Raw genomic sequence first — 25,543 nt, forward strand, 5'->3', positions numbered from 1 at the left:
TTGATGCGATGCGGTCTTGCTGACCCCATCGCAGCGCACGAAAGAACGACCCGATCGGCAGTGGCCGGTCGGGTCGTTTTGTTTTTGCCGGTGCCCAGGATGAGCGCGTGCCGGCGCGGCGGCGCGGCGGAATCAGGCCGGTAATGCCGTCGCCGGCAACGCGGGCGCATCCCCCGATTCCTGCGCAGCATCGCCGAGCGCATCGCGCAACGCGGCGAGCGCCGCCGACGCGTAACCGTGCCGCCACGCAAGCAGCGTGTCGATCCCTTCGAGTTCCGCGATCGTATGAGCGGCGACGTTGCCGGTCTCGGGCTGAAGCTCGAGCACCGAGCGCGGCGCGACCGCGATGCCCGCACCGGCCGCGACGCACGCGACGATCGCGTGATACGAACCCAGTTCGAGCACGCGTGCGGGCTTCATCCCGTGCGCCGCATACCATCGCTCGACATACTTCCGGTACGTGCAGCCGCGCTCGAACGCGATCAGCGTCGGCAGGATCACGTCGCGCGGCGTGCGCACCGGCGGATGGCCGCGCGGCGTCAGCAGCACCAGATCCTCGCGGAAGATGGGCACCGTCTCGAACGTGTCGGGCAGCGTGTCTGGCTCGGGCGGCCGCGCGAACAGCGCCGCGTCGATCTCGAAGTCGCGCACCTTGTCGATCAGCCAGCCGGTCGTGCCGGTCACGAGCTCCAGCGACACGTCGGGCCACGCATGGTGATAGCGCGCGAGCACGGTCGGCAGCCGGCTCGCGGCCGTGCTTTCCATCGTGCCGAGCCGCAGCCGCCCGCGCGGCGTGTCCTCGCGCACCGCATCGCGCGCCTCGTCGGCAAGCTCGAGCAGCCGCTCCGCGTACGGCAGCAGCGTGTGCCCGGCCGGCGTCAGCACGAGCCGGCGGCCGTCGCGCACGAACAGCGCCGCGCCGAGTTCCTCCTCGAGCTGCTTGATGCGCGTCGTCACGTTCGATTGCACGCGATTGAGCTTCGCCGCCGCGCGCGTGATGCCGTTCTCGCGCACGACGGCCCGGAAAATCGCCAGCGCCGCCAGGTCCATGATTCTCTCCGTGCGATGGATGGATTCTCAATTATTCATTTTTAGAGAACATTCGGTCAAGCTACGATACAAGCCATCCGATTCCCGTTCCGGCCGTCGCACAACCCGCGCGGCCCATGCCGACATGTCCCGTTCCGATGCCCCAAGCGCCGCCGGCGTACACCTGTCCGATCACGCCGACCGCCGCGCCCGCGCGGCCGCGCTCGCCTGCATGATCGGGCTCGCGGTCGCGCTCGGCGTCGGCCGCTTCGCGTTTACGCCACTACTGCCGCTGATGCTCGCCGACGGCTCGATCGGCCTGAAGGCCGGCAGCTGGCTCGCGTCGGCGAACTACGCGGGCTATTTCGTCGGCGCGGTCAGCTGCGCGGTGGTGCGGGTCGAGCATGCGCGGATGGTGCGCTTCGGGCTTGGCGCCACCGTGCTGCTGACCGCCGCAATGGGCGTCGGTCACCTGCTGCCCGTGTGGCTGGTGGTGCGCTTCGTCGCGGGCGTCGTCAGCGCATGGACGTTCGTGTTCGTGTCGCAATGGGGGCTGCGGCGGCTCGCCGAGCTGCACGCGCCCGAGTGGAGCGGGGTGATCTACGCGGGGCCCGGCGTCGGCATCGTGCTGACGGGCCTGATCGGCAGCGCACTGGCCGGCCATCGCGCGGCGCCCGGCTGGCTCGGTTTCGCGGCGCTGTCTGCGGTGCTGTCGATCGCGATCTGGCGCACGTTCGGCAGCGCGCCGGTGCCGGCGGCCGCAACCGTTTCGTCGGCCGCGCCCGTCCGGCATGCGGTGACGGACGCGTCACCGCACAACGCACGGCGCCATCGCGCCGACGCCGCATGGCTCGTCGTCCTGTACGGGATGCCGGGCTTCGGCTACATCATCACCGCGACGTTCCTGCCGGTGATCGCGCGCGCCGCGCTGCCGGCCGCCTCGCCGTGGCCGGATCTGTTCTGGCCGATGTTCGGCGCGGCGCTGATCGTCGGCGCGATCGCGGCCGCGCGGCTGCCCGGCCACTGGGACAACCGGCTGCTGCTCGCCGCCGGTTGCGCGACGCAGGCGCTCGGAATCGCAGCGGGGATCGTGTGGCCGAATGCGGCGGGCTTCTCGATCGGCAGCGCGCTGCTCGGCCTGCCGTTCACCGCGATCACGCTGTTTGCGATGCGCGAGGCGCGGCGGCTGCACGGCGAGCGCGCGGCCGGGCTGATGGGCTATGCGACCGCGTCGTACGGGGTCGGGCAGATTCTCGGCCCGCTCGTCGCGGCACCGCTGACCGCGCGCTTCGGGTCGTTCTCGCCGGCGTTGTGGGTCGCGGCGGCTGCATTGCTCGTCGGTGCCGCCGGCTTCGCGGCGACAGCCGCACGCGGGTGTGCGCAACCGCGCATGCAACCCTGACATCATCGGGGCCGGATCGTCAGCGACGCGGGCAAACTCGCTAGAATGAAGCCTTTCCCGCGCCGGGCAGGCGTGCGAGGCGGCTTGCCGGCCGCCGTCGGCGCTTGCCAGATCCTCATCGATGACCATCGCCGACTACCGTTTTTGCCCGCGCTGCGCGCGTCCGCTGACCGAGCGCGCCGATCCCGAACACGAGGGCGGGCGTGTCCGCCAGGCCTGCCCGGACGACGAGTGCGGCTACGTCCATTGGAACAACCCGCTGCCGGTGGTGGCGGCGATCGTCGAGCTCGACGGCAAGATCCTGCTCGCGCGCAATGCGGCCTGGCCGGAGGGGATGTTCGCGCTGATCACCGGTTTCCTCGAGAACGGCGAGACACCCGAGGACGGCATCGCGCGCGAGGTGTTCGAGGAAACCGCGCTGAAGGCCGAGCAGGTCACGCTGGTCGGCGTTTATGAATTCATCCGCAAGAACGAGCTGATCATCGCGTATCACGTGCGCGCATCGGGCACCGTCGCGCTGTCGCCGGAGCTGCTCGAATACCGGCTCGTCGAGCCGCCGTTGCTGCGCCCGTGGCGCGCCGGCACAGGCTACGCGCTGGCCGACTGGATGCGCGCGCGCGGCCTCGATTTCGAATTCGTCGATCGAGCGGGGCAGTGACGGGCCGCGCCGTTCCCGGCACGTCATCCGCCGCGCCGCGCACGGTCGCGACGCGGCAATCCGCCGTTCGCCGCCGCGCCGTTTCGCACGGCCGCCACGCGCCGTCCGCTTCGTCTTCTTCCACCTGACCGCCATCGCCATGTCCGACAAGCCGCAGCCGCGTTCCCGCGACGCCTATCGCCACTTCCTGCCGATCACGACCCGCTGGATGGATAACGACGTCTACGGACACGTGAACAACGTCGTGTACTACAGCTACTTCGACACCGTCGTGAACGAATACCTGATCCGCGCGGGTGTGCTCGACGTCGAGCACGGGCAGACGATCGGGCTCGTGGTCGAGACGCAATGCAACTACTTCGCGCCGCTCGTGTTTCCGCAGTCGGTCGATGCGGGGCTGCGCGTCGCGAAGCTCGGCACGTCGAGCGTGCGCTACGAGATCGGGCTGTTCGCGGCAGGGGAGGCCGCGCCGGCCGCGCAGGGGCATTTCGTGCATGTGTACGTCGATCGCGGCACGCGCCGCCCGGTGCCGCTGCCCGACGCGCTGCGCGCGGCGCTCGAACCGCTCGCCGGCTGACGGGCGCGTGGCGGTGCACGCGTTCGCGCTCCAGGCGTTCAACGGCCTCAGCTACGGGTTGCTGCTGTTCATGCTGTCGGCCGGCCTCACGCTGATCTTCAGCGTGCAGGGCGTGCTCAACTTCGCGCATGCGAGCTTCTACATGCTTGGCGCCTACATCGGATACAGCATCGCGGCCCGCGCGGGTTTCTGGCCCGCGCTCGCGCTCGCGCCGCTCGCGGTCGGGCTGCTCGGTGCCGGCTGCGAGCGCTGGCTGCTGCGCCGCGTACAGCCGAACGGGCACACGAGCGAGCTGCTGCTGACCTTCGGGCTCGCATACCTGATCGGCGAGGGCGCGAAACTTTTTTGGGGTCTCGCGCCGCTGCCGGCCCCGGTGCCGCCGCTGTTCGACGGCGCGCCCGTGGCCGTGTTCGGCCTCGCGCTGCCGCGCTACCGGCTCTTCATGATGGCGATGTCCACGGCGATGCTGGTCGCGCTCGGCGTGCTGCTGCGCGCGTCGCGCATCGGGCTCGTCGTGCGCGCCGCGCTCACGCACCGTGCGGCCGTCGAGGCGCTCGGCTACGACGTGCCGCGTGTGATGACGGGGCTGTTCGGTGCGGGCACCGCGCTCGCGGCGCTCGCCGGCGTGATCGGTGCGCCGCTCGCGGTGATCGAACCGGCGCTGGCCGAGACTGTCGGGTCGGTGGTGTTCGCGGTCGTCGTGATCGGCGGGCTCGGCTCGCTCGGCGGCGCGTTCGTCGCGTCGCTCGCGGTCGGCTTCGCGCAGACCTTCGCGGCGGCCAGCGACACGTCGTTGCGCGACCTCGCGCAATGGTCGGGCGTCGCGCTGCCCGACAGCGTCGCCGCCGTGTCGATCGCGCAGCTCGCACCGCTGGTCCCGTACCTGCTGCTCGTCGCGGTGCTGGTTGCCCGTCCGCGCGGACTGTTCGGCGAGCGTGTCGATGGCTAGCCGCGCACGGGCCGGCGCACTGCGCTGGGTGCTGTTCGCCGCGTGCCTGATCCTGCCGGCGTGGCTGTGGCCGCATGGCGCGGTGCTCGGCTATCTCGCACAGACGGCCGCGCTCGTCGTGCTCGCGCTGTCGTACAACCTGCAGCTCGGCACGACGGGGCTGCTGTCGTTCGGTCATGCCGCGTTCGCGGGCCTTGGCGCATTCGCCGCCGCGCATTGGTTCAATCATGTCGGTGGCCCGTTGCCGTTGTTGCCGCTCGTCGGCGGGGTGGCCGGCGCGGGCTTCGGGTTCGTCGCCGGCCTGCTCGCGACACGCCGCGCGGGCACCGTGTTCGCGATGATCACGCTAGGCCTCGGCGAGTGCGTCGCGGCCGCGGCGTGGAGCGTGCCCGCATGGTTCGGCGGCCTCGGCGGCGTACCGATCGATCGCGCGAGCGGCACGCCGTTGGGCGGCTGGCATTTCGGCGCGGAAACGCAGGCCTACGCCGTGATTGCCGCGTGGTGCATCGTCTCCGCGGTGGCGATGCACGCGTTGACGCGCACGCCGCTCGCGCGGCTCGCGAACGCGGTGCGCGACAACCCCGCGCGCGTTGCCGCGCTCGGCACCGAGCCGCGTCGCGTGCGGCTCGCAATGGTGACCTGCGCGTCGTTCTTCGCGGGCATTGCCGGCACGCTGACGCTGATCGACGTCGAGATCGCGACGCCCGACAGCGTGTCGATGGCGCGTTCGGCGACCGTGCTGATCGCCGCGGTGATCGGCGGCACCGGCACGTTCTTCGGGCCGGCGGCCGGCGCGGTGGTGCTGACCGCGCTGAGCATCGTCGTCGCGGGCGTGTCGCGCGCATGGGCGCTGTATCTCGGCGTGCTGTTCGTCGCGGTCGTCGTCGCCGCGCCGCGCGGGATCGCGGGCATCGCGCAGACGCTTGCGCTTGCGTCGCGCGGCGACGCGCCGCCGGCCGAGCGCTGGCGCGTGCTGTGCGGCGTTGGCGCATGTGCGTTCTGGGCCGTCGCGATCGTCTGCGCGGCCGAACTCGGCTATGCATGGCGCTTCGCGCAGGACGACGGGGCGGGCATCGCGTTCGGTGCGTGGGGCATCGACGCCGATGCGCCGGCGGGCTGGGTCGTCGCATGCTCGGCGGCCGGCATCGGCACGTTGCTGTGGGCCTGGCGCGCGCGGTTCCAGAACCACGGGCACGGCAAGCGGGAGGACGGACGATGAACGGTAACGCGATCGCGCTGCACGGGATCGTGCAGCGCTTCGGTGCGCAAACCGTGCTCGACGGCATCGAGCTGACCGTCCCGGCCGGCGAGCGTCACGCGCTGATCGGGCCGAACGGCGCGGGCAAGTCGACGCTGTTCGGCGTGATCGCCGGCGCGACGCGGCCGACGCGCGGGCGCGTCATGCTGCACGGCGTCGAGCTGCGCGGGCGCGGGCCGGTCGTGGCGAGCCGGCTCGGCATCGGCCGCAGTTTCCAGCAGACGAGCGCGTTCGCACGATTGAGCGTGTTCGACAACCTGCGCTGCGCGGCGCTGCATGCGCCGGCCGAGCGGCGGCGCTGGTGGAACCGGCTGCGCGAATCCGCGTCGGTCGATCGCGCGGCCGCGCGCGTGCTGAGCGATATCGGTCTCGATGCGCGGCGCGACACGCTGGCCGGCGAACTCGGCTATGCGGAACAGCGCGCGCTCGATCTCGGCATCGCGCTCGCGAGCGGCGCGCGCACGCTGCTGCTCGACGAACCGACGGCCGGCATGAACCGCGATCAGGCGGCGCGGATGATCGCGCTGATCCGCGCGACGACGCAGGGCCGCACGGTGCTGATGATCGAGCACGACATGGATGCGGTGTTCGGCTTCGCCGAGCGCATCACGGTGCTCGTGCGCGGCGCGGTGGTCGCGACCGGCGCACCCGACGCGATCCGCGCAGACCCGGCCGTGCGTGCGGCCTATCTTGGCGAGGGCGCATGAGCGTGCTGCTCGACATTCGCGGCCTGCGCGCGTGGTACGGAATGCAGCCCGTGCTCGACGGCGTCGATCTCGCGCTCGCGCCGGGCGAGACGCTCGCGCTGCTCGGCCGCAACGGCTCGGGTCGCTCGACGCTCGCGAAGGCCGTGATGGGGCTCGTACGCACAGCGGGCTCGGTGCGCGTCGCCGGCGCCGAATGCGCGGGCGCGCGCACGTTCGAGATCGCGCGGCGCGGGGTCGCTTACGTCGCTGAAAGCCGCGACGTATTTCCGCTGCTGAGCGTGCGCGACAACCTGCGGCTCGGGCTGCGCGGCGTGCACGGCGCGGCCGAACGCGCGGCGCTCGACCGGTTGCTCGCGCGCTTTCCGCTGCTGGCCGCGCGGGCGGACGTGAAGGCCGGACGGCTGTCGGGCGGCGAACAGCAGGTGCTCGCGCTGGTGCGCGCGCTCGCCGGCCGCCCGCGCGTGCTGATCGTCGACGAACCGGCCGAAGGGCTCGCGCCGCGCGCGGTCGACGAGGTCGGCGCGTGTCTCGCCGCGCTGCAGGCCGACGGCGTCGCGATCCTGCTGATCGAGCAGCGGCTGCAGCTCGCGCCGCGGCTCGCGCGGCGCGTCGCGGTGATGGGGCGCGGTCGGATCGTCTACGACGGCCCGCTCGACGGGCTCGGCGCCGACGTCGTCAGTGCATGGTTGAGTGCCGGCTGACCGTCCGTCCGCCGATTGTTCGGATAACTCCGCCAGTCAATTCGCATCGAGCCGCTTTATCGCCGCCGCGCGAACCGCCAAGATTGCCAGCAAGGCCGGTGTGCGCCGCGACAGGCGCGATCGGCACCCATCCATCGAAAGTCTTCCGACTGAGGAATGAAATCATGAGCAAGCTGGCAAGCAAGGTAGCAATCGTCACGGGCGGCTCCAAGGGGATCGGCGCCGCGATCGCGAAGGCGCTGGCCGCCGAAGGCGCGTCGGTCGTGGTCAACTACGCGAGCAGCAAGGCCGGTGCCGACGCGGTCGTGAGCGCGATCGTCGAGGCGGGCGGCCGCGCGGTCGCGGTCGGCGGCGACGTGTCGAAGGCAGCGGATGCCCAGCGCATCGTCGACACCGCGATCGAGACCTATGGCCGTCTCGACGTGCTGGTCAACAATTCCGGCGTGTACGAATTCGCGCCGATCGAGGCGATCACCGAAGAGCACTACCGCCGGCAATTCGACACGAACGTGTTCGGCGTGCTGCTGACCACGCAGGCCGCCGTCAAGCATCTCGGCGAAGGCGCGAGCATCATCAACATCAGCTCGGTGGTGACGAGCATCACGCCGCCCGCGAGCGCCGTATACAGCGGCACGAAGGGCGCCGTCGACGCGATCACCGGCGTGCTCGCACTCGAGCTCGGCCCGCGCAAGATTCGCGTGAACGCGATCAACCCGGGCATGATCGTGACCGAAGGCACGCACAGCGCGGGCATCATCGGTTCGGATCTCGAGAAGCAGGTGCGCAGCGAAACGCCGCTCGGCCGCCTCGGCGAGCCGGACGACATCGCGTCGGTCGCCGTGTTCCTCGCATCGGACGACTCCCGCTGGCTGACCGGCGAGCGCCTCGTCGCGAGCGGCGGGCTGCACTGACCGCGCGAGTCGGCGCGCGCGGCTACGCGATCATCGCGAGCGCGTTCGCGCCGACATGCCAGCGCAGGCATTCGACGACGAGTGCGTGATCGCATGCGTCGTCGAGCCCCGCGATCGTCATCGCGCCGACGATGCCGCCGCCGGCAAGCCGCAACGGCACGCCGCCGCCGTCGAGCGCATAGTCGGCGTCCGACAATCCCTGCGACTGCAACGACCAGCCGGCGCGGCGAAAGCGCGCGCCGACCTCGAGCGAACTGACGCCGAAACGGAACACCGTGTTCTGTCGTCGGCGGATCGCGTCGCTGTCGTTCGCGCGGCTGCCGTCCAGCGCGCAGTAGAACAGCGGCGCGGCTTCGCCGACGATGCCGACCGCGATCGGCAGCCCGCGGAGCGCCGCGAGATTGACGGCGATGTTGCCGAGCCGGCGCGCAACGTCGGCATCGAAATGCGACAGCGTTGGAGTCGACGCGGTGTCGCCGAAGGGCGCGGGTGCGAAGCGGGGGAAAGGGGGCGCCATGGCAGCTCCGTGTCGTCGCAAATCCGGCTCAGGCACGCGCTCTCGTCCTGCGTGTCGCGTGCCAGCCGTCGATCGTTCAGCGCATCAGCGCGTTAGCGCCTCGGTGCCGCGTCGAGCATCCATTCGTGCGCGGGGTCGTTCTTGAACGCCCATGCGCGGCTCGGCCCGGCCATCACGTTCAGGTAATACAGGTTGTAGCCATGCGGCGCGACCACCGGGTGATAGCCGCGCGGCACCATCACCACGTCGTGGTTCTCGACCGCGCACGTTTCGTCGAGGCTGCGATCGTCCGTGTATACGCGCTGAAACGCGAAACCCTGCGGCGGATCGATCCGGTGGTAATAGGTTTCCTCGAGCGACGTTTCGTCCGGCGCCGCGTCGCGATCGTGCTTGTGCGGCGGATAGCTGCTCGAGTGGCTCGCGGGCGTGATCACTTCGACGACGAGCAGGCGATCGGCGGCCGGGTTGTCGCCCATCAGGATGTCGCACACGTAGCGCGTGTTGGTGCCTTGCCCGCGCACCGCGCGCCGCATCCGTTCGCCGTCGAGGCGCTGCACGCGCTTGTCGCCGCTCGCGTAAGGCGCGGTGCACAGCGCGACTTCCGCATCGCGCGTCGCGACCAGCGTGACGGTCTTGCCGCCCGGCACGTACAGCGCGTCCGGCGACACTTCCTCGAACACGCTGTCGCGCTTGCCGAGCGCATCGTAGGTCTCGCCGTCGACTTGCGCGCGCAGCGTGCCCGTAAGCACGACGACGCACAGCTCGCGCGCGCCGGTATCGAGCGTTTCGGTGTCGCCGGCCTTCAGGCGCAGCGCGCGAAAGCCGACGTGTTTCCAGCCGGCCGACTCGGGCGTCACGTTGCAGATTTCGCGGTCGGCGGATGCTTTGACCAGCAGGGGAGAAATCGTCATGGAACGGGGCTCCGCAATGGGGTGACAGCGGGGTGACGGGGCTTAAGCGCTCAACCGGTCGACGATCGTGCGCAGCGATTCGTAGCCCTTCTTCGCATACTGATAGCTCGGCGCGACGGCCGGGTCCTGCTCGGCCTCGACCACGAGCCAGCCTTCGTAGCCGGCGTCCTTCAGCGTGCGCAGCGTCGCTTCGTAATCGAGCGCGCCGTCGCCCGGCACCGTGAAGGTGCCGTTGATCACGCCGTTCAGGAAGCTCCAGCCGCCGTTGCGCGCCTGCGTGACGACCTGCGGTCGCACGTCCTTGCAGTGCACGTGCACGACGCGCGACACGTGTTTCTTCAGCAGTGCGACCGGATCGGCCGCGCCGCCGAAATACGCGTGGCCCGTGTCGAACAGCAGGAACACCTTCGCCGGATCGGTCAGCGCCATCAGCCGGTCGACGTCGGCGGGCGATTCGACGTATGCGCCCATGTGGTGATGGTAGGCGAGCTTGATCCCGTAGGTCTCGAGCAGGTGCGCGCCGAATGCGTCGAGGCGTGCCGCGTAGCGTCGCCAGGCTTCGTCGTCGACGAAACGCGGACGCTTCGCGACCGGCGTGTCGATGCTGCCCTGGATCGTGCCCGCGCATTCGCCGTACACCACGACCTTCACGTCGTTGAACTGCAGCTTCGTCATGTGTGCGCGGCAGCGCTCGATTTCGGCGGCGAGCGCATCGGCGTCGCTCATGCCGGGTTCGACTTCCGCGAGAAAGCCCGAATACCAGCCCGACACGCACACGAGCCCGAACTCGGCGAGCTTCGCCTTCAGCTCGGGGCCCGTTTTCGGAAACTTGTTGCCGAGCTCGAAGCCCGCGTAGCCGATTTCGGCGCCTTCCTTCAGCGCCGTCTCGAGCGGCGTTTCGCCGCCGAGCGACGGCAGGTCGTCGTTCATCCACGACAGGGGATTGATACCGATGCGAACGTTCCAGCTCATGACTTGCTTCCTTGGTTCGATTGTTGTCGTCGCGGGGCGGAGGATTGAAACGGAAAGCGTGTCAGCGCCGCTGCCGGGCCTTCGCGTCGAGATACGCGCGATGCGCATCGCCGACGCCGGCGCGCGCGGACACCTGCGGCACCGCGACTTCCCACCATGCGCCGCCGTCCGCGGTCGTGCGCTCGTGCGTCGTGTCGATCACGATGATCTGGCTCGTCTTCGCCGCGCGCGCACGCTTCATTTCGCTGCGCAGCTCGCCGACGTCACGCACGTGCACGGCTTCGGCGCCCATCGCGCGCGCATGCATCGCGAAGTCGATCGTCGAGCGTTCGCCGCCTTCGGGTACGCAGTCGTCGAGCATGTTGTTGAAGCTCGCGCCGCCGCAGTTCAGTTGCAGCCGCTCGATGCAGCCGTAGCCGCGGTTGTCGAGGATCACGACGATGATCTTGCGGCCGAGCATCACGGACGTCGCGAGCTCCGCGTTGAGCATCATGTACGAGCCGTCGCCGACGATCACGATCACTTCGCGCTCGGGCCGCGCGAGCTTCGCGCCGAGGCCGCCCGCGACCTCGTAGCCCATGCACGAGTACGCGTAGTCCATGTGATAGTTGCCCGGCACGCCGCTGCGCCACAGCTTGTGCAACTCGGCCGGCAGCGTGCCGGCCGCGCACACGACGAGATCGTCGCGCGCGCTGTCGCGCCCCGCGTCGGCCGCGGAGTCGCGCACCGCGCCGATCACTTCCGCGTCGTACGGCAGCGTGTCCTTCGGCACGCGCGTGGTCAGCTCGGTCACACGCGCGTTCCACGCGGCGGCCTGGTCGCGGTTCGCGGCGGTCCACGCCGCATCCGCCTGCCAGCCCGCGAGCGCGGCCGACAGCTGGCCGAGGCCGGTGCGCGCGTCGGCGATCAATTGCCGGCCGCGCTTCTTGCCCGCGTCGAACGGTTGCACGTTCAGGCTCAGCAGCGTCGCGTTGCCGAACAGCGCGTGCGAGCCGGTCGTGAAGTCCTGCAGGCGCGTGCCGACCGCGAACACCACGTCGGCCTGCGCGGCCGCGCGGTTCGCGGCGGGCGAGCCCGTCACGCCGATCGAGCCGAGGTTCAGCGGGTGGTCCCACGCGAGGCTGCCCTTGCCGGCCTGCGATTCGGCGACCGGCACGCCGTGCGTGTCGGCGAACGTGCGCAGCGCGTCCCATGCCTGGCTGTACAGCACGCCGCCGCCGGCGACGATCAGCGGCTTCTTCGCGGCCTTCAGCACGTCCAGCGCGTCCGCGAGTTCGAGCGCGTCGGCGGGCGGCCGGCGCATCCGGATCACCGGCGGCGCGAAGAAATCTTCCGGCCAGTCGTACGCGAAGGTCTGCACGTCCTGCGGCAGCGCGAGGCACACGGGCCCGCACTGCGCGGGGTCGGTCATCACCTGGATCGCGCGCGGCAGCGCGACGAGCAGCTGCTCCGGCGACGTGATCCGGTCGAAGTAGCGCGTCACCGGCCGGAAGCAGTCGTTCGCGCTGACGTCGCCCTGTTCGAAATCCTCGACCTGCTGCAGCACCGGGTCGGGCAACCGCGACACGAACACGTCGCCGGGCAGCAGCAACAGCGGCAGCCGGCCGACGTGCGCGAGCGCGGCGGAGGTCAGCATGTTGGTCGCGCCGGGGCCGATGCTCGACGTCGCGGCCATCATCCGCTGGCGGAAATTCGCTTTCGCGAACGCGACGGCCGCATTCGCCATGCCTTGCTCGTTGTGCGCGCGGAACGTCGGCAGCCGGTCCTTTTCGGCGTGCAGCGCCTCGCCGAGCCCGGCCACGTTGCCGTGCCCGAAGATCGCGAACACGCCGCCGCAATACGGCAGGATTTCGGTGCGGCCGTCCGGCTGGACGACTTCGGCGCGCAGGGCGGCCAGGTAGCGCACGAGCGCCTGGCTGACGGTCAGTCTCACGGTGGTGGTCATCGTCTGTCGATCAGGAGGAGTCGGGTGGTCATCACGGACATCTGCATCAGGCTGCCGCCGCGGCGCGCGCGGCGGCACGGCGGCCGAGCCAGGCGTCGACCAGCTGCGCGAAATTGCCGGCCACTTCGTCGATCAGCGCCTGGTCGTCGATCCGGCCGGCGAGCCAGTGCAGCGACGCGTCGGCCCACAGCGTACGGCCGACCATGAAGCCCTTGACGATCGGGTTGGTCGCCGAGCGGAAACTGTCGACGAGATACTGCAACGGCTGGTTCAGCCCGAGGATCACCGCGCCGCGGCAGTACGGATCGCGCTCGGCTACGAGCGCTTCGAGCCGCGCCCAGCCGTCGGCGCTCATCGGCGCGAGCTTCCACCACTCGGGCATCACGCCGAGGTTGTAGAAGCGCGCGACCGTGCGCAGCACCGCGTCGTCCTCGGTGCCGGCCGGCGTGACCGCGCGCGGCGGAATGATTTCCAGCAGCAGCTCGTTGCCGCTCGCGCGCGTGGCTTCCCACAGCTCCAGCACGCGCTGCTCCTGCGCGACGCGCAGGTCGACGTCGTCGTCGGGGTGGTAGTGGACGAGGCACTTCACGACCTGCTCGGTCGGCCAGTGCGTGAGCGACGAGCCGACCGAGCGCGTGTCGTCGAAGCACAGCGGCCGCGAGCCGGGCAATTCGACCGGGCGCCCGACCCACCAGCCGCGGCCGGTGGCCGACGCGAGCGCGTCGCTGCCGTACGCACCGCCGTCGATCAGCACGCCGACGTGGCCTTCGATATGGCGATCGCGTTCGACCTGTTCGGCCGCGCGCACGAGCAGGCGCTTCAGCGTCTTGATCCGCGTCTCGTCCGCGCCGGCCTGCACCGCGAGTTCGTAGAACTGGCTGCGATGGTCGAACGCCATCACGCACAGGTCGTCCCATTCGCGGCGCGGCACCGTCACGCGATGCAGGTGCGCGAGCGTGCGATCGGCGTCCACCCGCGGATTGCGGCTGCCGCCGAACCAGTGCGCGAGTTCGGCCGGCGTCGGCATCGCGGCGGAACACGCGTGGCGCGACACGACGATCGCGCCGCACGCGTTCGCGATGCGCGTCGATTCGGCCCAGTCGCGCCCGCGCAGCAGCCCGGACAGCAGGCCGGACAGGAACGCGTCGCCCGCGCCGAGCACGTTCAGCACGTCGACGCGCTCGCCGTGGAAGGTCGGCGCATCCTCGATGCGCGCGGGGATGTCGCCCTCGATCACGCAGCAGCCGAGCGCACCGCGCTTGACCACCAGCGCCGCGCCGCTCGCGCGCCGCACGGCCTGCAGCGATGCGATCAGGTCGTGCGGCAGGCCGCCCGCGATCAGGAATTCCTCCTCGGTGCCGACCAGCAGGTCGAACTCGCCGAGCACCTGCTGCAACTGGCGCGTGACCTGCGTGTCCGGCACGTAGCGGTTCTCGCCCGCGCCGCGCGCGGTCAGCCCCCACAGCACCGGCCGGTAGTCGATGTCGAGAATGCGCACGACGCCGTGGCGGCGCGCGTAGCCGAGCGCGGTCAGCGATGCCTCGCGGGTGCCCGGCGTCGACAGATGGGTGCCGGTGATCGCGAGCGCGCGGCAACCGGCGATGAAGTCCTCGCGAATTTCGTCGGCGCGCACGGCCATGTCCGCGCAGTTCTCGCGCACGAACAGCAGCGGAAACGTGTCGCGATCCTTCAGACCGAGCAGCACCAGCGCGGTCAGCCGTTCCGGATCCGTCTGCAGCTGGCTCGTGTCGCAGCCTTCGCGCTCGAGCGTCTCGCGCACGAAGCGGCCCATCTGCTCGTCGCCGACGCGCGAGATCATCGCGGTCTTCAGCCCGAGCCGGGCGACGCCGAACGCGACGTTGCCCGACGAGCCGCCGAGATACATCTGGAAGCTGCGCGCGTCTTCCAGGCGGCTGCCGTACTGTTGCGCGTAAAGGTCCACGGCGACGCGGCCGAGGCAGGCGAGATCGATGGGGCGGTCAGTCGGAAAGTTCAACGGGCTCATATCACGTATCACGCTCGCGGCCGGCGTTCGACCTTGCCGGCGGATTGGGGACCGATCCAGCGACGGATCTTCGTCGCATGTCGCGACGCGACGCGAATGCGCGTGCCGCAACGACTCGGGCTACGGAACGGAGTCTAGACTTTTTGGAAATCCAGTTCCCTAGGTGAAATCACGTAGAAATAAATTTCCAAATTTTCGACGAAGTGATCTACAGTTTCATCCGGATGCTTCAGTCCGTTATCGGACTCGGCCCGGCGGCGCGCAACGCGCCGTTTTCCGCCCCCCGGAGATGAGGAGACAGAGTGATCATGAAGACCAAGCTGATGGCCGCCGCGGCCGCCGCGATCCTGGCCATGCCGCTCGCGCATGCCGAGAAGATCGGCGTGACGATGGCATCGTTCGACGACACGTTCCTGACGATCCTGCGCAACAGCATCGGCGACGCGGCGAAGAAGGACGGCGCGACCGTACAGATCGAGGACGGCGGCAACGACGTCGGCAAGCAGTTGAGCCAGGTCCAGAACATGATCGCGCAGAAGGTCGACGCGATCATCGTGAATGCGGTCGACACCGACGCGACGCCGAAGATCACGAAGATGGTGACCGCCGCGAAGATTCCGCTCGTCTACGTGAACCGCAAGCCGGTCGATTTCGACAAGCTGCCGGCCGGCGTCGCGGTGGTCGCGTCCGACGAGAAGCAGTCGGGCACGCTGCAGGCGCGTCAAGTGTGCAAGCTGCTCGGCGGCAAGGGCGACATTCTCGTGCTGATGGGCGAGCTGTCCAACGAGTCGGCACGTGCGCGCACCAAGGACATCGAGGACGTGATCGCGACCAAGGACTGTTCCGGCATGAAGATCGTCGACAAGCGCGAAGGCAAGTGGAGCCGCACGCAGGGCCAGGACATCACGATGAACTGGCTGAGCTCGGGGACGAAGTTCGACGCGATCGTGTCGAACAACGACGAAATGGCGATCGGCGCGATCAACGCGCTGAAGGCCGCGCGCAAGCTGACGCCGAAGACGGTCGTCGCGGGCATCGACGCGACGCCGGACGGGCTCGCGGCGATGAAGAGCGGCGACCTGAAAGTGTCCGTGTACCAGAATGCGGCCGGGCAGGGGGCGCAGGCCGTCGCGACCGCGCTGAAGCTCGCGAAGAAGCAGCCGGTCGACCGCTACGTGAACGTGCCGTTCGAGCTGGTCACGCCGGAGAACATGAACCAGTACGCGAAGCACTGACCGGTTTTTCCGCTGAACTGCGCGAGCCCGGCGCGTCCGGGTTCGCGTGTGACTTTCGAGGAACGTCCATGTTTACAGCCAGGATGGCGCGCTCGATGGCCAACGAAAGCGCGCCGGCCGCCTCGTTCGCCGCGTCGGGTTCGTCCGGTGCGCCCGTCGACGATTGCCTGCTCGAGGTGCGCGGCGTCGGCAAGTCGTTTCCCGGCGTCGTCGCGCTCGACGGCGTGCAGTTCCGCGTGCGCCGCGGCACCGTGCATGCGCTGATGGGCGAGAACGGCGCCGGCAAGTCGACGCTGATGAAGATCATCGCTGGCGTCTACACGCCCGACCAGGGCGAGATCCTGATCAACGGCGAGCCGGTCGTGCTGAGCGGTCCGCTCGACGCGCTCGATCGCGGGATCGCGATGATCCACCAGGAACTCAACCTGATGCCGTACATGACGGTCGCGGAGAACATCTGGATCCGCCGCGAACCGAAGAACCGCTTCGGCCTGATCGATCACGCCGAGCTGCGCCGCCGCACCGCCGCGCTGTTCGAGCGGCTGTCGATCGACATCGACCCCGAAGCCGACGTACGCACGCTGACGGTCGCGAGCCGCCAGATGGTCGAGATCGCGAAGGCGGTGTCGTTCGACTCGGACGTGCTGATCATGGACGAGCCGACCTCCGCGCTGACCGACAAGGAAGTCACGCACCTGTTCCGGATCATTCGCCAGCTGCGCGAGCAGGGCAAGGGCATCGTCTACATCACGCACAAGATGAACGAGCTGTTCGAGATCGCCGACGAGTTCTCGGTGTTCCGCGACGGCAAGTACATCGGCACGCATGCGTCGACCGACGTCACGCGCGACGACATCATCCGGATGATGGTCGGCCGCGAGATCACGCAGATGTTCCCGAAGGAGGAGGTGCCGATCGGCGACGTCGTGCTGGCCGTGAAGAACCTCGGCGTCGACGGCGTGTTCCGCGACGTCAGCTTCGAGCTGCGCGCGGGCGAGATCCTCGGCGTCGCGGGCCTCGTCGGCTCGGGGCGCTCGAACGTCGCGGAGGCGCTGTTCGGCGTCGTGCCGGCGACCTCGGGCGAGATCCGGATCGACGGCAAGCCGGTGCGAATTTCCACGCCCGCGCAGGCGATGAAGCACGGGATGGCGTTCCTCACCGAGGACCGCAAGGACACCGGTTGCTTCCTGAATCTCGACCTGCTCGCGAACATGGAAGCGGCGGTGCTCAGCAACCGCTACGTGAAGTTCAATTTCGTGCGGCAGGCGCAGTTGAAGCGCGATTGCGAGGAAATGAGCCGGATGCTGCGCGTGAAGACGCCGGGGCTGCACGAGGAAATCCAGAACCTGTCGGGCGGCAACCAGCAGAAGGTGCTGATCGGCAGATGGTTGCTGACGCAACCGCGCATCCTGATCCTCGACGAGCCGACGCGCGGGATCGACGTCGGCGCGAAGGCCGAGATCCACCGGCTCGTCAGCGCGCTCGCCGCCAAGGGCGTCGCGGTTCTGATGATCTCGTCGGAAATGCCGGAAGTGCTCGGCATGAGCGACCGCGTGATGGTGATGCACGAAGGCCGGATGACCGGCATCGTCGAGCGCAAGGACGCCGACCAGGTCCGCATCATGGACCTGGCCTCGCGCTGAGCCGCAACAAGCATGGAGACAACTGAAATGGGCAACCTGAACCCGGTCGCGGACGCGCAGTCCATGACGATCAAGACGCGGCACGCGAAGTGGCCGCCCGAACTGAGCATCTTCCTCGTGCTGGTGGGCATCAGCCTGTTCTTCGAGGTGATCGGCTGGCTCGTCGTCGGCCAGAGCTTCCTGTTCAACGCGGAGCGGCTCGAGATCATCGTGTTGCAGATGGCCGTGATCGGCATCATCGCAGTCGGCGTGAACCTCGTGATCATCACCAGCGGGATCGACCTGTCGTCGGGGTCGGTCGTCGCCGCGGCGGCCGTCGTGTCGGCCAGCCTCGCACAGGTGTCCGATTTTCCGCGCGCGGTGTTCCCGCACCTGACCGACCTGCCGATCATCTGGCCGGTGCTGGCCGGCGTGTGCGTCGGCCTGCTGGTCGGCCTCCTGAACGGCTCGCTGATCGCGCTGACGGGGATCCCGCCGTTCATCGCGACGCTCGGCACGATGGTTGCCGCGCGCGGCTTCGCGAAATGGTTCACCAACGGGATGCCGGTGTCGATGCTGACCGACCAGTTCGCGGCGATCGGCGCGGGCGCGAACCCGGTGATCATCTTCGTCGTGGTGGCGGCGATCTTCCACGTCGTGCTGCGCTACACGCGCTTCGGCAAGTACACGTATGCGATCGGCGCGAACCGCCACGCGGCCGTCGTGTCGGGCATCAACGTGACGCGCCACCTGGTGTTCGTCTATGCGATCGCGGGCCTGCTGAGCGGAATCGCGGGCACCGTGACGGCCGCGCGTGCGATCTCCGGCCAGTCGGGCATGGGCGTGATGTACGAGCTCGACGCGATCGCGGCCGTCGTGATCGGCGGCACGTCGCTGTCGGGCGGTCTCGGGCGCGTGACGGGCACCGTGATCGGCGTGCTGATCCTCGGCGTGATGACGTCGGGCTTCACGTTCATCCGGATCGACGCGTATTACCAGGAAATGGTCAAGGGCGCGATCATCGTCGCTGCCGTGATCGCCGACCAGTATCGCAACAAGAAGTCGCGGCGCTGATTCGCCACGGCCGAATGCTCAACCTTCCGGGAAGAAGATGAAGATCGCTCTGGATCCCTACATGATTCGCCACCTGCCGCTCGACCGGCTGCCGCATGCCGTCGCCGAGCTCGGCTACGACCAGATCGAGCTGTCGCCGCGCAGCGACTTTCTCGACTGGTGGGTGATGCCGCGCGCGACGCGCGAGCGCATGGCCGCGTTCCGGCACGCGTTGCGCGCAAGCGGCGTGGGCCTCGCGTCGCTGCAGCCGATGTACCGCTGGGCCAGCCCGTTCGACGACGAGCGGCAGTGGGCCGTGCGCTGCTGGAAGAAGGCGATCGAGGTCGCGATCGAGATGGAATGCCCGCTGATGGTGTCCGAATTCGGGCGCGGCGCGTCGCCGGAGCGCTCGGTCGGCGAACGGCCGGGCGCGAACCCAAAGGAGCTGTGCGAAGCCGCGTGGTTCCGTTCGATGGACGAGCTGCTGCCGATCCTCGAGCGCGAACGCATCGTGCTGTCGGTCGAGCCGCATCCGGAGGACTGGATCGAGCAGCTGCAGCCGGCGATCGACATCGTCACGAACATCGGCTCGCCGTCGCTGAAACTGTCGTACATCGCGCCGCACACGTTCTACTACGGCGACGACATGGCGGCGATGATCGCGGCCGCCGCACCGATTCTCGCGCACGTGCGCGTGGCCGATACCTTCGATCACCGCAAGAGCAGCCAGCTACGCTACATCGTGAACCCGCCGGGCTCGAATCAGATCCGCGTGCACCAGCATCTCGACATCGGGCAGGGCGAGATCGACTGGGACGTGTTTTTCCGCGCACTCGGCAGCGTCGGCTTCGACGACGTGATGTCGTCGTGCGTGTTCGCGTGGGAGGACCGCGCCGAAGCATCGTCGCGCTACATGCGCGACACGATCCAGCGCTACGTCGAGCGCCATTTCGAACGGGCGACCGCGCGCTGACCCGCCTGGAACCATTGCTGACCGGCGCGGCACGGGCCGTGCCGTTGATGAACGACAGACTGGAGATATCCGGATGACCTTGCAAATCGGCGTGATCGGCTGCGGCGCGATCGGCCAGGACCATATCCGCAGGCTCACACGCACGCTGTCCGGCGCGCGCGTGGTGGCCGTCAACGACATCGATCCGCAGCAGGCGCGCGACGCGGTGACGAAGTACGGGCTCGACGCGGAAATCTACGGCGACGGCCACGAGGTGGTCGCGGCCGCCGACGTGCGGGCCGTGCTCGTCACGTCGTGGGGGCCGACGCACGAAGCGTTCGTCCTCGACGCGATCGCGCACGGCAAGCCGGTGTTCTGCGAGAAGCCGCTCGCGGTGACGGCCGACGGTTGCATGCGCATCGTCGAGGCCGAGGTCGCGCACGGCAAGCGGCTCGTGCAGGTTGGCTTCATGCGGCCGTACGACGAAGGCTATCGCGCGCTGAAGCGCGTGATCGACGGCGGCGAGATCGGCGCGCCGCTGATGCTGCATTGCGCGCACCGCAACCAGTCGGTCGGCGAGCGCTACACGACCGACATGGCGATCACCGACACGCTGATCCACGAACTCGACGTGCTGCGCTGGCTCCTCGGCGAGGACTACACGAGCGCGCAGGTCGTCTACCCGAAGAAGACGCGTCATGCGAGCGCGCATCTCGCCGATCCGCAGATCGTGCTGCTCGAAACCGCGAGCGGCGTGCGCATCGACGTCGAGATCTTCGTCAACTGCCAGTACGGCTATGACATCCAATGCGAGGTGGTCGGCGAGAACGGCATCGCGAAGCTGCCCGATCCGCCCGCGGTCGGGCTCAAGCATGCCGCGCGGCAGTCGGTCGAGATCATGACCGACTGGAAGGAGCGCTTCATCGCGTCGTACGACGTCGAACTGCAGGCGTTCATCGACGGCGTGCGACAGGGGGCGCTGACCGGCCCGTCCGCATGGGACGGCTATGCGGCGGCAGTCGCGGCCGATGCGTGCGTGCGCGCGCAGCAGAGCGGGGCGGTCGAGCCGATCGCGATGGCCGAACGCCCTGCGTTTTATCGCGGCTGAACCGGCTGAACAAGCTGATACCGGGCCGCGTGTTCGTGCGGCCACGCTCGCGGCCGCGCGCCGCTTTCCTGATGAACCGACCGACATGACGATGAAGATTGGCTGCGCGCCCTGCTGCTGGGGCGTCGACGATGTGAAGAACCCGCACCTGCCGCCGTGGCGGCGCGTGCTCGCCGAAGCTGCAGAGGCCGGCTATTCGGGCATCGAGCTCGGCCCGTACGGCTACATCCCGCTCGAGCTCGACGTGGTGAGCGCCGAGCTCGAACGGCAGCGCTTGAGCATCACCGCCGGCACGATCTTCGACGACCTGGTGTCGCCGGAGAACCTGCCGAACCTGCTGCGCCAGACGCGCGAGATTTGCGCGCTGATCTCGCGCTTGCCGAAGTTGCCGACGCAGCCGGGTCAGCGGTATGCGGCGCCGTATCTGGTCGTGATGGACTGGGGGCACGACGAACGCGACTACGCGGCCGGCCATGCCGATCGTGCGCCGCGCCTGTCCGACGAACGCTGGGCGCGCATGGTCGACCACATTCGCGAGATCGCGACGATCGCGCGCGACGAATTCGGCGTGCGCGCGGTGATCCATCCGCATGCGGGCGGCTACATCGAGTTCGCGGACGAGATCGACCGGATCGTCGCCGACATCGCCGCCGATACGGCGGGCCTCTGTCTCGACACCGGGCACCTGTACTACTCGGGGATGGATCCCGAGACGTGGCTGCGCCGTCACGCGGCGCGGCTCGACTACGTGCATTTCAAGGATATCGACGCGGCCGTGTATCACGCGGTGATGGGCGAACACATTGCGTTCTTCGCGGCGTGCGCGCGCGGCGTGATGTGCCCGATCGGCAATGGCGTGCTCGACTACCGAGCGATCCGTCGCGCGCTCGACGACATCGGCTATGCGGGCTACATCACGATCGAACAGGAGCGCGATCCGCGCAATGCCGGCACGAGCCTGCGCGACGTCGCGGCGAGCCGCGCGTTTCTCGCGTCGGCCGGATTCGCGTAATCGGCCGTCGGCCCGACATTCTGAACACTGAACACGGACAGGAACACGACAATCATGATCGACGGACAGATTCTGCTCGGACATTCGATTCCCTGGGGCATGGTCGGCGGCGGGCTCGGCAGCCAGATCGGCTACAGCCACCGGTCGGCCGCGTTGCGCGACGGCAGTTTCCGGCTGGTCGCCGGCGCATTCGACATCGATGCCGAGCGCGGCCGGCAGTTCGGCGTGAAGCTCGGCGTCGACGCCGAGCGCTGCTATTCCGACTATCGGACGATGTTCGAGGCCGAGGCGAAGCGCGCCGACGGCATTCGCGCGGTGTCGATCGCGACACCGAACAACACGCACTTCGAAATTTGCCGCGCGGCGCTGAACGCGGGGCTGCATGTCGTGTGCGAGAAACCGCTGTGCTTCACGACCGAGGAGGCCGAGACGCTGCAGCGGCTTTCGGTCGAGAAGAACCGCATCGTCGGCGTCGCGTACGGTTATTCAGGTCACCAGATGATCGAGCAGGCGCGCGAAATGATCGCGCGCGGCGATCTCGGCGAGATCCGCATCGTGCAGATGCAGTTCGCGCACGGCTTCCACAGCGAGGGCGTCGAGGCCGCGAGCGCGGCCGCCCGCTGGCGCGTCGACCCGAAGTTCGCGGGCCCGAGCTACGTGCTCGGCGACATCGGCACGCATCCGCTGTACATCTCGGAAGTGATGGCGCCCGAGCTGAAGATCCGCCGCCTGATGTGCTCGCGGCAAAGCTTCGTGAAGAGCCGCGCGCCGCTCGAGGACAACGCGTTCACGATCATGGAATACGACACGGGCGCGATCGGCTACGTCTGGTCGAGCGCGGTGAACGCGGGCTCGATGCACGGGCAGAAGGTGCGCGTGATCGGCTCGAAGGCGAGCGTCGAATGGTGGGACGAGCATCCGAACCAGTTGCGCTACGAAATCCAGGGGCAACCCGCGCAGGTGCTCGATCGCGGAATGGGCTATCTGCATCCGCACGCCTTGCGCGAGGATCGCATCGGCGCCGGGCATCCGGAAGGGCTGTTCGAAGCGTGGTCGAACCTGTATGCGCGTTTCGCGCTCGCGATGGACGCGGCCGACCGCGGCGATGCGCAGGCATTGAAGCAAATCCGCTTTCCGGACGTCCACGCGGGCGTCGAAGGCGTGCGCTGGGTCGAGAACTGCGTGCGGTCCGCCGATGCGGGCGGCGTGTGGGTCGACTATCGTTGAGCCATGGACGGCCGACGCGCGGCATCGGCCTGCGGCGGCGGGTGTCGGCGTCCGCGTCGGTAAACGCCCTAATCTTTACGGCACGGCGCGCGCGTTGGAAAATCGTTTCCATTACCGCCGTGGAGCGTGTGCAGGTGATGATCGAGCGCGTGGGAGCGAGCGTGCGGCGCGGTCCGTGCCGCAAACGTGATTAAATTCGCCCTTCATGCATGTGTACAGGTGAGTCCCGGGCGGCGTGCGTCGGTATCGCGCGCGCATCGGGGCCGTCAACTTCGCGCTATCCGATGAGTTCATCCGAGAAACCTCCCGCCACCGTCGAGCAGTTCCTGCAGCATCTGACGCAGGAGTACGACGGCCTCAGCAATCGCCTGAAGGTGATCGCGCGTCACGTGGAAACGCATCGGGACCAGCTTGGTCTGGAAGGCATCCAGTCGCTCGCGGAGGCGTGCGGGGTCCAGCCGTCGGCCGTCGTGCGGTTCGCGAAGCATTTCGGCTTTTCCGGCTTCTCCGAGATGCAGCGATTGTTCCGCGAGGGCCTGGCCCAGCAGATCGCGCCGGGCCGCGCGTACAACCTGCGATTGCGCGACGTGATCGAATCGGGCTCGTCGAGCCTGCAACCCGAGCAGATCGCCGACGAATTCATCAAGGGCAGCATTGCCGGGATGCAGCAGTTGCGGCAGACGCTCGACCCGCAGGCGCTCGCGCAGGCCGTCGACCTGCTCGCCGACACGCAGGCGATCTGGATCGCCGGCTCGCGCCGCGCGTTTCCGATCGCCGTCTATCTCGACTACGCGCTGCAGCACACCGACAAGCGCATCGGCCTGTTCAGCGCGCTCGGCAGCATGCATCTCGGGCAGATCCGGTCGGTGCGCGAGGGCGACGTGATGATTGTGATCTCGTTCATGCCGTATGCGGACGAGACGGTGCAGGTCGCGCAGCAGGCCGTGCAGCGCGGCGCGCGCCTGATCGCGATCACCGACAGCCGGATGAGCCCGCTGGCGCGGGAGGCCGAGGTGACGCTGATGGTGCAGGACAGCGCGACCTTCGGGTTCCGTGCGCTGACCGCGACGATGGGCCTCGCGCAGAGCCTGTTCGTGGCGCTCGCCTATCGGCTCGAGCTGTCGTACCTGCCGACCGCCGACGGCGGCCACGACACGAAGGCCGGCTGACGCCGGCCTTGCGCATGCGTGCCGCCCGCGGGCACATCCGGCGGGCGGCATGCGCATCGCGCTTACTTCGCGGTCGGCATCGCGAATTCCGCGCCCTTGCCGATGCTCGACGCCCAGCGCTGCATCACCGACTTCTGGCGCGTGTAGAAGCGCACGCCTTCCTCGCCGTATGCGTGCATGTCGCCGAACAGGCTCTTCTTCCAGCCGCCGAAGCCGTGCCATGCCATCGGCACCGGGATTGGCACGTTGATGCCGACCATGCCGACCTGGATGCGTCGCGCGAATTCGCGTGCGATGCCGCCGTCGCTCGTGAAGCACGACACGCCGTTGCCGAACTCGTGCGCGTTGATCAGGTCGACCGCTTCGCTGAAGTCCTTCACGCGTACGCAGCCGAGCACGGGCCCGAAGATTTCCTCCTTGTAGATGCGCATGTCGGGCGTCACATGATCGAACAGCGTGCCGCCGGTGAAGAAGCCCGCCTCGCGGCCCGGCACGCGCAGCCCGCGCCCGTCGACCACCAGCTGCGCGCCTTCGCTGACGCCTTGCTCGATATAGCCTTCGATACGCTTGAGCGCTTCGCCGGTGACGATCGGGCCCATCTCGACTTCCGGCGACATCCCGTCGCCGATCACCAGCTTGCGCGCGCGCTCGGCGACCGCCGGCACGATCTTGTCGGCCACGTCGCCGACCAGCACCGCGACGCTGATCGCCATGCAGCGTTCGCCCGCCGAGCCGTACGCGGCACCGATCAGCGCGTCGACCGCCTGCTCGATGTTCGCGTCGGGCATCACGACGAGGTGGTTCTTCGCGCCGCCGAGCGCCTGCACGCGCTTGCCCGACTGCACCGCGCGCTGCTGCACGTAGGCCGCGATCGGCGTCGAGCCGACGAAGCTGACAGCCTGCACGTCCGGATGGTCGAGCAGCGCGTCGACCGCGCCCTTGTCGCCCTGCACGACGTTGAACACGCCGGCGGGCAGGCCGGCCTGCGTGAGCAGGTCGGCCATGAACAGCGCCGCCGACGGGTCGCGTTCGCTCGGCTTCAGCACGAACGTGTTGCCCGTCGCGAGCGCGACCGGGAACATCCAGCACGGCACCATGCACGGGAAGTTGAACGGCGTGATCCCGGCGACGACGCCGAGCGGCTGGCGCATGGTCCAGTTGTCGATGCCGGTGCTGACCTGATCGGTGAAGTCGCCCTTCAGCAGCTGCGGCACGCCGCATGCGAATTCGATGATGTCGATGCCGCGCGCGACTTCGCCCTGCGCGTCGGAGAACACCTTGCCGTGCTCGGCCGTGATGATCGCCGCGAGCGCGTCGCGGTGTTCGTTCATCAGCTGCAGGAAGCGGTGCAGCACGCGTGCGCGGCGGATCGGCGGCGTGGCGGCCCAGGCCGGGAACGCGGCGTGGGCGGACGCGACGGCCTGCTGCACCTCGTCGTCGCCGGCGAGCGCGACGCGGCGCACCGCGCGGCCTAGCGCCGGATTGAGGACGTCCTGGAAGCGGCCGCTGCGGCCGGCAACGGGCGCGCCGTCGACATAGTGGCCGACATCGGCGTCGGACGTGTAGGCGGGAACTGGGTTCATCGTGTCTCCTGATATGGGGGTGGACGGAACCTAGTCTAGG

At 69.0% G+C, this 25,543-nt stretch carries 23 protein-coding genes; 16 read left to right on the forward strand and 7 right to left on the reverse strand.

From position 1 onward, the window contains the following. Positions 1-132 precede the first annotated feature (132 nt). A complete protein-coding gene (locus HWX25_RS08435) occupies positions 133-1,050 on the reverse strand; it encodes a LysR family transcriptional regulator (protein ID WP_175908162.1) in 918 nt (305 codons plus the stop codon). A gap of 124 nt (positions 1,051-1,174) precedes the next feature. Here HWX25_RS08435 and HWX25_RS08440 point away from each other — a divergent pair, with 124 nt between their 5' ends. The 8 genes from HWX25_RS08440 (at position 1,175) to HWX25_RS08475 (ending at position 8,192) form a co-directional block, all read left to right on the forward strand. Next, entirely contained in the window at positions 1,175-2,431 is a 1,257-nt protein-coding gene (locus tag HWX25_RS08440) for a YbfB/YjiJ family MFS transporter (protein WP_175908163.1), read from the forward strand. Positions 2,432-2,552: 121 nt separating this feature from the next. Beyond that, positions 2,553-3,089, forward strand: a complete 537-nt coding sequence (locus HWX25_RS08445; protein ID WP_059524079.1) for an NUDIX domain-containing protein — start codon at positions 2,553-2,555, stop codon at positions 3,087-3,089. A 139-nt stretch (positions 3,090-3,228) separates the two neighbouring features. Continuing rightward, positions 3,229-3,666 carry a thioesterase family protein gene (locus HWX25_RS08450; protein ID WP_059606502.1) on the forward strand — a complete coding sequence of 146 codons (438 nt, stop codon included), beginning with the start codon at positions 3,229-3,231 and terminating at the stop codon, positions 3,664-3,666. A gap of 13 nt (positions 3,667-3,679) precedes the next feature. Continuing rightward, a complete protein-coding gene (locus HWX25_RS08455) occupies positions 3,680-4,615 on the forward strand; it encodes a branched-chain amino acid ABC transporter permease (RefSeq protein ID WP_175908362.1) in 936 nt (311 codons plus the stop codon). Beyond that, a complete protein-coding gene (locus HWX25_RS08460) occupies positions 4,608-5,834 on the forward strand; it encodes a branched-chain amino acid ABC transporter permease (protein WP_175908165.1) in 1,227 nt (408 codons plus the stop codon). The genes HWX25_RS08455 and HWX25_RS08460 overlap by 8 nt, the downstream gene beginning before the upstream one ends. Next, on the forward strand, positions 5,831-6,580 hold the full coding sequence (locus HWX25_RS08465; protein ID WP_175908167.1) for an ABC transporter ATP-binding protein: 750 nt from the start codon (positions 5,831-5,833) through the stop codon (positions 6,578-6,580). The genes HWX25_RS08460 and HWX25_RS08465 overlap by 4 nt, the downstream gene beginning before the upstream one ends. Continuing rightward, positions 6,577-7,281: an ABC transporter ATP-binding protein gene (locus HWX25_RS08470; RefSeq protein WP_175908169.1), complete on the forward strand. Its 705-nt coding sequence runs from the start codon at positions 6,577-6,579 to the stop codon at positions 7,279-7,281. The genes HWX25_RS08465 and HWX25_RS08470 overlap by 4 nt, the downstream gene beginning before the upstream one ends. Positions 7,282-7,445: 164 nt before the next feature. After that, positions 7,446-8,192 carry a glucose 1-dehydrogenase gene (locus HWX25_RS08475; protein ID WP_059817968.1) on the forward strand — a complete coding sequence of 249 codons (747 nt, stop codon included), beginning with the start codon at positions 7,446-7,448 and terminating at the stop codon, positions 8,190-8,192. Positions 8,193-8,214: 22 nt separating this feature from the next. Here HWX25_RS08475 and HWX25_RS08480 read toward each other — a convergent pair whose 3' ends face one another. From HWX25_RS08480 to iolC, 5 genes are all read right to left on the reverse strand, one after another. Continuing rightward, a complete protein-coding gene (locus HWX25_RS08480) occupies positions 8,215-8,709 on the reverse strand; it encodes a heme-degrading domain-containing protein (RefSeq protein ID WP_175908171.1) in 495 nt (164 codons plus the stop codon). A 92-nt stretch (positions 8,710-8,801) separates the two neighbouring features. Beyond that, positions 8,802-9,620, reverse strand: a complete 819-nt coding sequence (gene iolB / locus HWX25_RS08485) for a 5-deoxy-glucuronate isomerase (protein WP_175908173.1) — start codon at positions 9,618-9,620, stop codon at positions 8,802-8,804. Positions 9,621-9,662: 42 nt separating this feature from the next. Then, positions 9,663-10,592 (reverse strand): myo-inosose-2 dehydratase, encoded by a 930-nt coding sequence (iolE, locus tag HWX25_RS08490; protein WP_175908175.1) that lies wholly within the window; start codon positions 10,590-10,592, stop codon positions 9,663-9,665. 61 nt (positions 10,593-10,653) lie between these two features. After that, positions 10,654-12,537 (reverse strand): 3D-(3,5/4)-trihydroxycyclohexane-1,2-dione acylhydrolase (decyclizing), encoded by a 1,884-nt coding sequence (gene iolD, locus HWX25_RS08495; protein ID WP_175908177.1) that lies wholly within the window; start codon positions 12,535-12,537, stop codon positions 10,654-10,656. Between the two features lie 46 nt (positions 12,538-12,583). Beyond that, positions 12,584-14,542, reverse strand: coding sequence for a 5-dehydro-2-deoxygluconokinase (gene iolC / locus HWX25_RS08500; RefSeq protein ID WP_175908180.1), 1,959 nt, complete (start codon positions 14,540-14,542; stop codon positions 12,584-12,586). A 308-nt stretch (positions 14,543-14,850) separates the two neighbouring features. Here iolC and HWX25_RS08505 point away from each other — a divergent pair, with 308 nt between their 5' ends. The 8 genes from HWX25_RS08505 to HWX25_RS08540 all read left to right on the forward strand — a co-directional run bounded on the left by HWX25_RS08505 (position 14,851) and on the right by HWX25_RS08540 (position 23,920). Further along, the gene (locus HWX25_RS08505) at positions 14,851-15,777 is read left to right on the forward strand and encodes a sugar ABC transporter substrate-binding protein (protein WP_059690890.1); all 927 of its coding nucleotides are present in this window, start codon (positions 14,851-14,853) and stop codon (positions 15,775-15,777) included. Positions 15,778-15,845: 68 nt separating this feature from the next. After that, positions 15,846-17,420: a sugar ABC transporter ATP-binding protein gene (locus tag HWX25_RS08510; RefSeq protein ID WP_175908182.1), complete on the forward strand. Its 1,575-nt coding sequence runs from the start codon at positions 15,846-15,848 to the stop codon at positions 17,418-17,420. A 27-nt stretch (positions 17,421-17,447) separates the two neighbouring features. Beyond that, a complete protein-coding gene (locus HWX25_RS08515) occupies positions 17,448-18,473 on the forward strand; it encodes an ABC transporter permease (RefSeq protein WP_014722872.1) in 1,026 nt (341 codons plus the stop codon). A gap of 37 nt (positions 18,474-18,510) precedes the next feature. After that, positions 18,511-19,425 (forward strand): sugar phosphate isomerase/epimerase, encoded by a 915-nt coding sequence (locus HWX25_RS08520; protein ID WP_175908184.1) that lies wholly within the window; start codon positions 18,511-18,513, stop codon positions 19,423-19,425. Positions 19,426-19,498: 73 nt separating this feature from the next. Continuing rightward, positions 19,499-20,512 carry a Gfo/Idh/MocA family oxidoreductase gene (locus tag HWX25_RS08525; protein ID WP_175908186.1) on the forward strand — a complete coding sequence of 338 codons (1,014 nt, stop codon included), beginning with the start codon at positions 19,499-19,501 and terminating at the stop codon, positions 20,510-20,512. An 85-nt stretch (positions 20,513-20,597) separates the two neighbouring features. Beyond that, positions 20,598-21,524 (forward strand): TIM barrel protein, encoded by a 927-nt coding sequence (locus HWX25_RS08530; protein ID WP_175908188.1) that lies wholly within the window; start codon positions 20,598-20,600, stop codon positions 21,522-21,524. A gap of 54 nt (positions 21,525-21,578) precedes the next feature. After that, positions 21,579-22,751, forward strand: a complete 1,173-nt coding sequence (locus HWX25_RS08535) for a Gfo/Idh/MocA family oxidoreductase (protein ID WP_059817987.1) — start codon at positions 21,579-21,581, stop codon at positions 22,749-22,751. A gap of 284 nt (positions 22,752-23,035) precedes the next feature. Next, on the forward strand, positions 23,036-23,920 hold the full coding sequence (locus tag HWX25_RS08540) for a MurR/RpiR family transcriptional regulator (RefSeq protein WP_059524114.1): 885 nt from the start codon (positions 23,036-23,038) through the stop codon (positions 23,918-23,920). A gap of 62 nt (positions 23,921-23,982) precedes the next feature. On the opposite strand, the gene HWX25_RS08545 is transcribed toward HWX25_RS08540, so the two are convergent. Beyond that, complete coding sequence (locus HWX25_RS08545) at positions 23,983-25,503, reverse strand: CoA-acylating methylmalonate-semialdehyde dehydrogenase (RefSeq protein WP_175908190.1); 1,521 nt, start codon at positions 25,501-25,503, stop codon at positions 23,983-23,985. Positions 25,504-25,543 lie beyond the last annotated feature (40 nt).

Origin of the sequence: Burkholderia sp. BCC1640, from assembly GCF_902833125.1 — a bacterium.
Lineage (GTDB): Bacteria > Pseudomonadota > Gammaproteobacteria > Burkholderiales > Burkholderiaceae > Burkholderia > Burkholderia diffusa.

Excerpts from the sequence above, each read along its gene's own strand:
- iolC (WP_175908180.1), bottom strand. The coding sequence starts at position 14,542 with ATGAGCCCGTTGAACTTTCCGACTGACCGCCCCATCGATCTCGCCTGC.
- HWX25_RS08535 (WP_059817987.1), top strand. The coding sequence starts at position 21,579 with ATGATCGACGGACAGATTCTGCTCGGACATTCGATTCCCTGGGGCATG.
- iolB (WP_175908173.1), bottom strand. The coding sequence starts at position 9,620 with ATGACGATTTCTCCCCTGCTGGTCAAAGCATCCGCCGACCGCGAAATC.
- HWX25_RS08440 (WP_175908163.1), top strand. The coding sequence starts at position 1,175 with ATGTCCCGTTCCGATGCCCCAAGCGCCGCCGGCGTACACCTGTCCGAT.
- HWX25_RS08530 (WP_175908188.1), top strand. The coding sequence starts at position 20,598 with ATGACGATGAAGATTGGCTGCGCGCCCTGCTGCTGGGGCGTCGACGAT.
- HWX25_RS08435 (WP_175908162.1), bottom strand. The coding sequence starts at position 1,050 with ATGGACCTGGCGGCGCTGGCGATTTTCCGGGCCGTCGTGCGCGAGAAC.
- HWX25_RS08465 (WP_175908167.1), top strand. The coding sequence starts at position 5,831 with ATGAACGGTAACGCGATCGCGCTGCACGGGATCGTGCAGCGCTTCGGT.
- HWX25_RS08540 (WP_059524114.1), top strand. The coding sequence starts at position 23,036 with ATGAGTTCATCCGAGAAACCTCCCGCCACCGTCGAGCAGTTCCTGCAG.
- HWX25_RS08445 (WP_059524079.1), top strand. The coding sequence starts at position 2,553 with ATGACCATCGCCGACTACCGTTTTTGCCCGCGCTGCGCGCGTCCGCTG.
- HWX25_RS08475 (WP_059817968.1), top strand. The coding sequence starts at position 7,446 with ATGAGCAAGCTGGCAAGCAAGGTAGCAATCGTCACGGGCGGCTCCAAG.
- HWX25_RS08460 (WP_175908165.1), top strand. The coding sequence starts at position 4,608 with ATGGCTAGCCGCGCACGGGCCGGCGCACTGCGCTGGGTGCTGTTCGCC.
- HWX25_RS08505 (WP_059690890.1), top strand. The coding sequence starts at position 14,851 with ATGAAGACCAAGCTGATGGCCGCCGCGGCCGCCGCGATCCTGGCCATG.
- HWX25_RS08515 (WP_014722872.1), top strand. The coding sequence starts at position 17,448 with ATGGGCAACCTGAACCCGGTCGCGGACGCGCAGTCCATGACGATCAAG.
- iolE (WP_175908175.1), bottom strand. The coding sequence starts at position 10,592 with ATGAGCTGGAACGTTCGCATCGGTATCAATCCCCTGTCGTGGATGAAC.
- HWX25_RS08510 (WP_175908182.1), top strand. The coding sequence starts at position 15,846 with ATGTTTACAGCCAGGATGGCGCGCTCGATGGCCAACGAAAGCGCGCCG.
- HWX25_RS08545 (WP_175908190.1), bottom strand. The coding sequence starts at position 25,503 with ATGAACCCAGTTCCCGCCTACACGTCCGACGCCGATGTCGGCCACTAT.
- HWX25_RS08525 (WP_175908186.1), top strand. The coding sequence starts at position 19,499 with ATGACCTTGCAAATCGGCGTGATCGGCTGCGGCGCGATCGGCCAGGAC.
- iolD (WP_175908177.1), bottom strand. The coding sequence starts at position 12,537 with ATGACCACCACCGTGAGACTGACCGTCAGCCAGGCGCTCGTGCGCTAC.
- HWX25_RS08520 (WP_175908184.1), top strand. The coding sequence starts at position 18,511 with ATGAAGATCGCTCTGGATCCCTACATGATTCGCCACCTGCCGCTCGAC.
- HWX25_RS08450 (WP_059606502.1), top strand. The coding sequence starts at position 3,229 with ATGTCCGACAAGCCGCAGCCGCGTTCCCGCGACGCCTATCGCCACTTC.
- HWX25_RS08470 (WP_175908169.1), top strand. The coding sequence starts at position 6,577 with ATGAGCGTGCTGCTCGACATTCGCGGCCTGCGCGCGTGGTACGGAATG.
- HWX25_RS08480 (WP_175908171.1), bottom strand. The coding sequence starts at position 8,709 with ATGGCGCCCCCTTTCCCCCGCTTCGCACCCGCGCCCTTCGGCGACACC.